Annotated in this window: 13 protein-coding genes; 7 read left to right on the forward strand and 6 right to left on the reverse strand. The window is 42.2% G+C overall.

The window, feature by feature from the left end:
- The first annotated feature begins 6 nt into the window (after positions 1 to 6).
- The 7 genes from EFE42_RS04495 (at position 7) to afpA (ending at position 4158) form a co-directional block, all read left to right on the forward strand.
- Positions 7 to 225, forward strand: a complete 219-nt coding sequence (locus EFE42_RS04495; protein WP_123136110.1) for a DUF2180 family protein — start codon at positions 7 to 9, stop codon at positions 223 to 225.
- 21 nt (positions 226 to 246) lie between these two features.
- On the forward strand, positions 247 to 597 hold the full coding sequence (locus tag EFE42_RS04500) for a carboxymuconolactone decarboxylase family protein (protein WP_123136111.1): 351 nt from the start codon (positions 247 to 249) through the stop codon (positions 595 to 597).
- Between the two features lie 67 nt (positions 598 to 664).
- Positions 665 to 2035, forward strand: coding sequence for a multiheme c-type cytochrome (locus tag EFE42_RS04505; RefSeq protein ID WP_233564715.1), 1371 nt, complete (start codon positions 665 to 667; stop codon positions 2033 to 2035).
- An 11-nt stretch (positions 2036 to 2046) separates the two neighbouring features.
- Complete coding sequence (locus EFE42_RS04510; RefSeq protein ID WP_096711897.1) at positions 2047 to 2238, forward strand: ferredoxin family protein; 192 nt, start codon at positions 2047 to 2049, stop codon at positions 2236 to 2238.
- 15 nt (positions 2239 to 2253) lie between these two features.
- Positions 2254 to 2877, forward strand: a complete 624-nt coding sequence (locus EFE42_RS04515) for a flavodoxin family protein (protein WP_123136113.1) — start codon at positions 2254 to 2256, stop codon at positions 2875 to 2877.
- Between the two features lie 13 nt (positions 2878 to 2890).
- A complete protein-coding gene (locus EFE42_RS04520) occupies positions 2891 to 3589 on the forward strand; it encodes a ferredoxin--NADP reductase (RefSeq protein ID WP_123136114.1) in 699 nt (232 codons plus the stop codon).
- 17 nt (positions 3590 to 3606) lie between these two features.
- Positions 3607 to 4158 carry an archaeoflavoprotein AfpA gene (afpA, locus tag EFE42_RS04525; protein WP_123136115.1) on the forward strand — a complete coding sequence of 184 codons (552 nt, stop codon included), beginning with the start codon at positions 3607 to 3609 and terminating at the stop codon, positions 4156 to 4158.
- Here the strand turns inward: afpA and EFE42_RS04530 are convergent.
- The 6 genes from EFE42_RS04530 to EFE42_RS04555 all read right to left on the reverse strand — a co-directional run.
- Positions 4155 to 4958: a hypothetical protein gene (locus EFE42_RS04530; protein WP_123136116.1), complete on the reverse strand. Its 804-nt coding sequence runs from the start codon at positions 4956 to 4958 to the stop codon at positions 4155 to 4157. The genes afpA and EFE42_RS04530 overlap by 4 nt on opposite strands.
- Positions 4959 to 4966: 8 nt before the next feature.
- On the reverse strand, positions 4967 to 6070 hold the full coding sequence (locus tag EFE42_RS04535) for an inositol-3-phosphate synthase (protein ID WP_123136117.1): 1104 nt from the start codon (positions 6068 to 6070) through the stop codon (positions 4967 to 4969).
- 166 nt (positions 6071 to 6236) lie between these two features.
- Positions 6237 to 6620: a hypothetical protein gene (locus tag EFE42_RS04540; protein ID WP_233564716.1), complete on the reverse strand. Its 384-nt coding sequence runs from the start codon at positions 6618 to 6620 to the stop codon at positions 6237 to 6239.
- Positions 6617 to 7087, reverse strand: coding sequence for an archaeosortase B (gene artB / locus EFE42_RS04545; RefSeq protein ID WP_233564717.1), 471 nt, complete (start codon positions 7085 to 7087; stop codon positions 6617 to 6619). The genes EFE42_RS04540 and artB overlap by 4 nt, the downstream gene beginning before the upstream one ends.
- Positions 7088 to 7233: 146 nt before the next feature.
- Positions 7234 to 8439, reverse strand: a complete 1206-nt coding sequence (locus EFE42_RS04550) for a VPXXXP-CTERM sorting domain-containing protein (RefSeq protein ID WP_123136120.1) — start codon at positions 8437 to 8439, stop codon at positions 7234 to 7236.
- 479 nt (positions 8440 to 8918) lie between these two features.
- Positions 8919 to 10273 (reverse strand): SdrD B-like domain-containing protein (locus EFE42_RS04555; protein WP_123136121.1); only part of this gene is annotated, 1355 nt, incomplete at its 5' end.

Consider the following 10273-nt stretch of genomic DNA (forward strand, 5'->3'; position numbering starts at 1 on the left):
AGTACCATGATGAAATGTTATGACTGTGTTGAAGCAGGGAAAGATGTAGAAGCCGCTGCAGTATGTATTGTATGCGGAAAAGGGCTGTGTATGAATCATTCTAAAGAAGTAAAACTACAGGTTTCAGTGGGAAAACCACCCGAGGTCAAACGCCTTCATAAAGGGCTTCCTCACTTTATGTGTAACTATTGCTTCGACAATACATTAGAAGATTCTTTTGATTAAACCTATCGTAGGGATTAAGCAATGACAGAACATGAGAAAGTAGTACAGGATATCGAGGATAAAATGGGGTTTGCCCCGAATATTCTCCACACCCTGAAGGAAATAGATCCCAATTTCGTAAAGAAGTACAGAAGATGTCACGACAAACTGTTGTCAGACGGCGCCATACCTGCCAAGTACAAGATACTCATGGCACTAGCAGTCGTTGCCTCCAAACAGTGTGAGGCCTGTACAGTCTCCCAGATGAAGAGCGCTCTGAAAAATGGCGCCACAGCAGAGGAAATAATGGAAACGATGGAAGTGATCTCTATCACTTCAGGTGCACCTGCAGTTGCAGCATGCAGGGAAGCACTTAAGTTACTGCAGGAGTAAGGCAGCAAGGAGGCATACAAGCCTCCTTCTGATTAATATTGACGGGGGATTTCAGGAGGGGTGTGTAGTGAGAATTATAACCGTATTTATAATTTTTACATTAGTTTTTGCCTGTGCCGGGGTTGTAGCAGATGCATCTCCCACTGAAGCAGATACCTTATCGCATGAAGATTTTACTGCATATTCTACCTGCAACAGGTGCCATGCTATCACAACGAGCCAGTGGGAAGGCAGTATGCATTACCATGCTTTTGATGACCCTTTTTACCAGGAAGAACTAAATCTTGCAAGTAAAGAGTCTAATGGCTCTCTTGATGTTTTCTGTACACGCTGTCACATACCTGTCGGTGTGGTTTCAGGGCAGGTCCCCCCTATAGATAACCCAAATATAAGTGAAGAGGCTGATGAAGGGGTGGGCTGTGATTTTTGCCACAGTGTAAAGGAATCCTCTGAGATAGGCAACGGAGGTTATGTGGTGGCTCCTTCTGAGACCAAGTACGGCCCCTTTGATGATTCCGAATCTGCGTTCCATGAATCCCAGTACAGCGAATTCTATACAAAATCAGAGTATTGCGGAATGTGCCACCAGATCACCCACCCAACATCCGGTGTGGTGCTGGACGACACCTATCAGGCATGGAGTGAAAGTTCCTATGCTGAAGAAAAAGTCCAATGCCAGGATTGCCATATGACACCGGGAATTACTGAATTTGAGACAAATCCCGGGCGTGCTGGATCAGGTGCACCCAAAAGAGACCATATATCGGTGCACAATTTCGCAGGAGCCAATGTTTTTGTTACAGGGATACTGGGTGAGGATGATCATAAGGAAATGGCAATTGAAAGACTTCAGGAAGCGGCCACACTTGAAGTAAGCATTCCCGAAAATGCACAACCTGGTGAAGAAGTTGCCATTGAAGTGTCAATTACGAATTCCGGTGCAGGCCATAATTTGCCTACAGGACTTACTGAAGCCAGGCAAATGTGGACCCAGGTGGATGTAAAAGACAGCCAGGGACGCGAAATTTACAGTTCAGGAAATCTGGATGAGGATGGCAATATCGAAAATGGAATTATTTACTGGGCCGTATATTCCGATGCTGACGGCAATTCTACTCTAAAATTATGGGAAATTACAGATGTGATATATGATAACAGGATTGCACCTACATCTACCGCTACAGAGATTCATAATTTCACAATACCGACAGATGCAACAAATCCCATCATTGTGGATACGAAATTGCTCTACAGGTCTGCTCCCCAGTCACTTATAGATGAACTATTTGGAGGAGAGTATGATGTTCCGATTGTAGAGATGGAGTCCTTTAAAGGCGGAATAAACGGTGAGGTAGGATCTGAAGGGACACCCGGATTTGGTAGTGTTGTTGGTTTGATTGCATTATTAACAATTTATTTGTTTAGAAGGAAAATGTAAGGAGGAAGAATATGCCACCAGTTGTAGACAAAGATAAATGTATAGGAAGCGGAGAATGTGCTGAAGTATGTCCCACAGACGTTTTTGATCTGAAAGAAGATTCCAACGGGGATACAAAGTCAGTAGTTTCACGACCTGATGACTGCATAGAATGTGAACAGTGTGTGGATGCCTGTCCGGCTGATGCCATTGTACTTGAGTGAAAGGAGTGTGAGTTTATGTCCGACAAGGACATTGTGAGAATACTTGGTATATCGGGCAGTCCTCGCAAAAAGGCAACTGCCCGTGCCGTGCAATATGCACTGGATTATGCAAAGGAAAAATACAATGCTGAAGTGGAGTATTTTTCTGCAAGCGGGAAAGAATTGAAATTCTGTATCCATTGCGATCATTGCATAAGGACCAAACAGGGATGTATACACAAAGATGATATCTCAGACCTGTATGAGAAAATGTTGTGGGCGGATGCCTGGATAATAGGGACACCGGTATACCAGGGAAATGTCAGTGCACAGACCAAAACCATAATGGACAGGTGCAGGGCGGTTGTAGCGGCAAATCCCAAGGCATTCCAAAATAAAGTGGGTGCTGCACTGGCAGATGGAGGGGACCGTGTGGGAGGACAGGAGCCCGCCCTCCAGACCATATTGAATTTTTATGTAATCAGTGAAATGTTCCCTGTTGCCGGAGGCTCCTTCGGGTCAAATCTGGGAGGTACGCTGTGGTCCAAGGATAAAGGGGCAGAAGGAATAGATGAAGATGAGGAAGGCCTACGCAGTCTGCGCCGTACAATGAAAAAACTTATTGAGACATCCAGGCAAATGAAAAAACTGGAACAATAAAGGAGAGCATAGATTGCAATTTGATGCAAAGCTTATGGAAACTATTCCCAGAACGGAAGACGTGCTAAGTTTCCTATTTCCCCGGCCAGATGGTTTTGAGTATCTGGCAGGCCAGTACATCATGGTAGAACTGGAAATCAACGGCAATAAGGTACGCAAACCCTTTACCATCTCAAGTGCCCCCTCCAATAAGGAATATATAGAATTTACCAAGAAATTGACCGGCCATGAATTTTCCAATGCACTGGCTTTACTTCAGCCGGGTGACACGATAGGCATTGAAGGCCCTTTCGGTAAAATGACCTATTCAGGAGAATATGACAAAATTGCCCTTATTAGCGGTGGTATTGGCATTACTCCGATGATTAGTATATTGCATTATTGCACAGATAAGGGAATGGATACAGATATTGTAATGATATCCAGTAACAAAACAGAGCAGGATATTGCCTTTAGAGATGAACTGGAAATTATGCAAAAACACAATCCTAATCTGAAAGTTGTACATACCTTAACCAGGGCTTCCAATGATTGGGCAGGTTGCAGAGAGCGTGTCTGTGAAAGCATGATATTGCGTGAGATTCCGGATTACAGAGACCGTATGTTCTACTTATGTGGCCCGCCACCAATGGTGAAGGCTGTCAGGGAAATACTATATGAAATGGACATCGATAAAACAAAAGTAAAATATGAACTATTTACGGGTTATTAACTTACAGGAGTGATACTATGAAAAGAATCGCATGGGGAATTACAGGCTCAGGTGACCTTATAAAAGAGACATATGACATAATGGTAGACATAAAGAAAAAAACCGATATTGAGTTTATGGTATTTCTTTCAAGAGAAGGGGAAACTGTAATGAAATGGTATCGCATGTGGGATGATATTCAAAAGGATTTCCCTAACTTCAAAGCAGATGCGGGACCAAACTCGCCTTTTATTGCCGGCCCACTGCAGGTTGGCCATTATGATGCTTTAATAATCGCACCGGCTACAGCCAATTCTGTTGCCAAGATAGCGCACGGTATTGCCGATACTCTTGTAACAAATGTGGTGGCCCAGACAGCAAAAGGACAGACCCCAATTTATGTCCTGCCTGTAGATCAGGTACGGGGTGAGGTTACCACCTATGCACCCAGTGGAAGAGAAATGAAATTGAAGATGCGGGACATTGATGTTACCAATTCAGAAAAACTGGCTGAAATGGAAAACATGCACATATTGACAAAACCTGATGATATTTATGAACTGGTGAATATAGAACCAAAAGGGGACTAATAATAAACATCCCCTTCTCTTTTTTCAAGTTCATCCGGATTTTTTTCTTCCAGGATTTGCATATTCCTAAATACGGCATACGCTGCCAGAATACTGTCCAGAGCGTCTCCTTGAGCGTTTGAAATACATATATCTTTTATTTCATCATCAAGCAGAATATTGAATTCTTCTAACTTATCCACAATCATTTTCCTGTTAATTTTTCTGTCACTCTTTTTTCCTTTATACGGCACATATAGACCCTTTTCTTTAAGAGTGCAGGCCGGACATATCTCAATTACCCAGGGTTTTTCAGGATGCGGGGGTTGCATAGGAAGAATACAGGCAAGATTATTCCTTACAAGGGGATTAATTACTCTTGAGATACCATGAAAGGTCTGTTTGTACAGCCAGAGATTGTATGCAGCAAATGGTGCGCCTTTTTCATTTTCCTTCTTACGTTTGAATTCTTTTCCATCTGTTTTCTGGCGATAGTAATCCCTGAAACTTTCTGCAGACGTATGTTTGAGAGGAAAATTGATTATGAAATCCTGCCAGTTGTTTTCTTCTGTAAGGGAAGATGGGAGTGCAAAAGGAAAATCCATTCCAAAAATAGCATATTTTTCTCTGGAGATCGTGCCATAAAGAGCAGCAATACAGCTCTGAGTATCATGGCTTTCAGAAAAAAAGTGAGCAGGATGACAGGTGTGGATTCTGAGAGATTTATCGTGAACGCTGCCTTCACTTACCCATATTTTATTGCAGGCTTTTTTAGACCCGCTAAAATCCACACCAAATATTTTCCTTATTTGATAAGGCATCTTGCGTTTCAGTTATCCCTGTTGCCTTCGATGAAATCATTTGTCATGAGGAAGGCTTCGTCATCGTTGTATTGTTTAGGTGGGTGCTTCATGAAATAAGATGCAGGGGAATACAGAATTCCACCGGTGTCTCTTTCAAGTGCAAGTTTGCAACAGCGTATGGCATCAATAACAACACCTGCAGAATTGGGAGAATCCTCAACTGAAAGACGTAGTTCTATATTCATGGGAACATCGCCGAACAGTTTTCCTTCCATTCTCAGGAAACATACTTTGTTGTCCTTTTGCCAGGGTACATAGTCACTTGGACCGACATGTATATTTTCATCATCCAGACGGTCTTTGAGTACGGATTGTACAGCCTCGGTCTTGGATGTTTTCTTGGAAGATAACCTGCTGCGATTGAGCATATTAAGGAAATCAGTATTTCCACCGGTGTTTAGCTGGTAGGTTTTTTCCAGTTTGACCCCACGTTTGCTGAAAAGGTCTGCCAGTGTCCTGTGAGTGATAGTGGCTCCAAGCTGGGCCTTTATGTCATCACCTATTATCGGCAGGTTCTTCTCTTCGAACTTTTGAGCCCATTCAGGATTACTGGCAATGAAAACCGGCATGTTGTTAATGAAACCAATTCCTGCTTCCAGAGCACATTCTGCATAAAAGCGTGCAGCTTTTTCTGACCCTACAGGCATAAAATTCAAGAGCATTTCAGCACCGGAATCTTTCAGAACCTGCACGATATCCTCTTTGGAGGACTCTTTTTCATCACTGGTTATGAATTTGTATTTATCTTCATAATCCGTCATGTGTTCAGAAACACCATCGAGGATGCTGCCCATTGTAACTTTTATGCCTTTTACAGGAATGTCCGGACAGAATACAGCAGTGCAATTTGGTTCTGCAAAGATGGCTTCCGATATGTCTTTTCCTACTTTTCTTTTATCAATATCAAACGCAGCTACAACCTCAATATCAGAGGGTTCGTATCCTCCAATGGTCCAATGCATTAGACCGATAGCATCCGTCTCGGTTTTATCACTGTAGTAATCCAGACCCTGAATGAGAGAGCTAGCGCAGTTGCCAATCCCTGCAATTGCAATCTTTATATTCTCCATAACACTTCCTCGTAAATGTGAATGCAATATGTTACCGTAACTATCATATATAATTAATCATCGAGCCATCCTCTTAATGTCGGCATTTGAATAAAAATGTTTCTGAGAATGAGTACAGAAAATTACTTTTTTATCTCAATCTGCCTTTTCATCCAGAGGAGTTTGGTCATAATTCAAAGTTCAAATCTTTGTATACAAATGCAAACCACAACAAAAAGGGAAACGCTGTCCTTCCGATAGCATAAATGTAGAACAGTTCTCCGGCTACAGAGATGAAATTGAATTGCAGTACTATAACCACCAGAGTAAATAAGAGAATCAAAAACGACCCCCCAACGATAAGTTTCAGCCTTCTTTTATTATCAATCGGAGTAGCCATGATAAGTGCAATAAAAGGCACAAGGTTCATAGGCAGATAGAATGTGATAAAATCAAATGCATTCAGTGCATGGCTCGGTGAGGCGAGGTACGCCCTGATTGCCGGTATTCCCAGAATGAACAAAATTGTCAGGTATAACAGGAACTTGCCCATAAATACCAAAATACTCATCTTTTCACTACTTTCTCGATCCATATCAGAACAACCAGTACTATAATTATAATCAACGTGACCTGCCAGAAGTAATAATGGACATAGTCAAATATTTCAGGAAACCAGAGGCCTACAAATCCAAGGCTTACCAACCTCACCATGTTTATACCAAGTATTGCCGGTACACCAAAGGCTATTCCCATAAGTTTTTTCTGATAAGTTGTGGAGTATGCCAGTACACAGCCGGAATAGACAAGCACCTCATATATGCCGGTACATTCATCCACGACTTTCATGGCTGTTATTCCATTGGCAAAATGTAGTACATTTTCATTAACCGAATTTGTGACTCCCAGAAGGCTCATGCTAAACGAGAAAACTTCTGCGGTCAGATTCTTCAAAAATCCCAGGTCTTCTTTGAAGAAAAGATACATGCCTGTGAAAATCCCTATATAGAACAGATAGAGAGCAACAAACCTTGCCACCCGATTATCCGCAAGTTCTTTTATTTTATATTTCAGTGATTTGGAATCGTTTTTGCGGCTTATATTTTATTCCCCCGGCATTCCCCGTAAAAAGAATGCTTTTACGTTATTTATAATTAGTGTCAAAAAAAGAAAAGGGAAAAGGATCAGTCACGGCGTCTCAGCGCGACAAATCCAAGCATGCCAATAAGGGCAACCAGACCTATGGGTGTAAGGGCTGGAACTCCATTACCATTTGGAGGTTTTTCTTCACAATTGTAGTGAGCAGGATCATTATCTGTTACCGGAATTCCAGTAACCGATCCTATACCATTGGTTGTACCCACGTTTGCATAGGGCACACATGGGTCTGGAACAGTACCACTGTAGTAGCAGACCTCTGTTTCAGATACTGCCAGGTCGCCAATATCACAAATAAAGCCTTCCTTGTTGTCTGTGACATTCACCGATACAAGTGGTTCATTTCCTATATTGGTCACATTGTATCTCCAGTAAACATCACTTGAATTATCAAGTATTGGACCTGATGCTTGTGTTTGGGCATCATACCAGGTTGAGTTGTCCGGTGACACATACTTCTTGATCATGATATCAGGTTCAGGAATCTGGAAGATAAGGGTTCCAAAATCCTCTCCCACATCATCGGGTGTTGCACCTGCAGCAAGTTCTACTTCAAATTCTGCACCCGGTGCGATCGTAAAGTAGTTACTGAAATTACTGATACCTATTTCGTATACTGAATTCCCTGCATCGTTTGATAGGCGTGCATCAATATCCGAATAGGTCATACCGGTGTTAGACTCTACATCCCAGTCATTGTTACCCACTGTAATGATTGAATACTTGGAATCCTGATATAGGCTGATAGTCCATGATTCACCTGAACCAAGTCCTGAGCCTGCCGGACCTGCACTTCCCACGGTATCCGGATTGGCTTGAGATACATCTCCGTCACCGTCATAATCACCGGGGATCCCATAGACTTCAGACAGCCCATATAGGGTATCATCTTCATAGTGGGCATACACCACTCCAATATCAGAACCACTGGATTCACCTGCTGATGCCATTGATTCGTCAAAATCTCCACCTGAATCGTTCTTTGGATCAACCATATTCCACTCAGATGTTACCAAGGTATTTACTCCACCCTGCCTGACTTCCATACGATCTCCAAAGGGACCATTGGGATTGTAGGCATGTGAGACATTGTTGTTTTGTCCAAAAGCCCAGTTTTCATCCCATTCTGCAGCACTTTTGTAGCCATCCACTGTTATAGCCGATGCTGCAGGAATTGCTATCATTAACATCAATGCTGCGCATATAGCCAGCACTATCCTCATTTGTTTCATTGTATCCACTCCATTTATACCACCATATTGTAGTAGGATACTATAAACTATGAAGTGGATGGTTTATAGTTCTGTAGTAAACTTAGTTTCTAACTATTCGTATACTTTGTTTCTAAACAAAAATTTGAAGGTTAAAAATGACAGACAATAGATAATTCAAACTGTCAATATTAATTATTATCCTATTAATTAGAATTCGCACTAGTATTTCTGTCAGATTAAAGGTATTTTAAAGTATAACTTATTTTCAGCATTTTCGTCCAGTGCTGATTAAGTTAATCATAAAAATCTAGTTTCTAAATACAATTACTGATTTTTGTTAGAGGCAAAAAGGAGTTTAAATCCATATGTCGTACAAGATAATATGTCGTTAAATAATAACATTGTAGCGACTTTACCTTAAAAAGGAATTATTATTAAATTCTCCATACTATAGGTTACCAATAAAAAATAAAGAATGGATTTTTACAAATCCATTCTCACTCTTCTTTTCTTCTCAGGAACAGTACTATTCCCATTCCAATGAGGGCCACTGTTAGCAGCGGATGCGCTGTAGGCACATCTTTCTCCTCCCCATAGTAGTGACTTGGGTCACTATCTTCTACGGTTTCTCCCTCATATTCACCTGTTGCAGTTGCATTGTTTACATACTGACCGAATTCTGCTGTTCCATTGGCTGTGTAGGTCCACATTTCCCCGGGTGCCAGGATATCATCATTATTGAGATCAATACCCTGGAATACAGGAATTACACCCTGATCATCAGTTACATTGATGTTGGTCAGGTTAGCACTTCCAGTGTTTGTAACAACATATTCCCACTCAACTGTTGATCCAACTTCAACAGTAGGGCCTTTTGGATCATCTGCATCTTGGCCATTTGTCGACTTTTCGATGTCGATTGAAAGAGGCAGATACATTCCAGCGTCCCATGTCAGGTCTACTTCACCTGCAAACAGTGAAGTTGTGACAGTCCTTCCGTCTATTACACTTGCATCACTGTCTACTGTATCGTCAACTCCCTGATCAGCAGGACTGAACTCATAATCATCCGGTAGCACGAACTCAACGAAGTAATCTCCAGCAACAAGGTTTGTGAACAGATAGTAGCCTGTTTCATTGGTGGTTGTACTGGTTACAAACACCTCCCCTCCTGTGTAGAGATTGACAGTTACACCAGCAATTCCGGTGTCTGTTTCATCCTGGATACCATCCCTATCAAGATCTTCCCAGACATAGTTACCAAGAGTTGACCGGGGCGGTTCTTCACCGAAGTAATGACTTGGATCACTGTCATTTACCTCGAGACCATTGTACTCACCTGTGACATTACCGATGTTGGAATACTGTCCTACTCCAGCAACACCAGATGCTGTATAAGTCCATATCTCACCGGGTTCAAGAATACCATCAATATTGGTGTCCCCACTCTGATATACAGGAACTTCTCCCTGATTATCAGTCACGTTGATGTTGGTCAGGTTTACATTGCCAATATTAGTAACAACATATTCCCAGTTCACAGGGTCACCTTCATCGATTGTTGGTCCTGTAGGAGTATCGGCGTCATCTCCATTGGTTGATTTCTCGATATCAATCAGGGGTGCGGAACCGAAGTAGTGGCTTGGATCCTCATCAGTCACATCATCTCCGACTTCAGGAGTACCTGTGACGTTACCCAGGTTGGCGTACTGGCCTTCCTCAGCGATACCTGTGGCATTGTACATCCAGACTTCACCGGGTTCCAGGATACCGTCATCGTTTGTATCACCGCTGAGATATGCTGGAGTGACTCCAGTGATGTTATCCTGCACATCGATGGAACTGAGGTTGA

It is taken from the genome of Methanohalophilus sp. RSK (genome assembly GCF_003722075.1).
Taxonomy (GTDB): Archaea; Halobacteriota; Methanosarcinia; order Methanosarcinales; family Methanosarcinaceae; genus Methanohalophilus.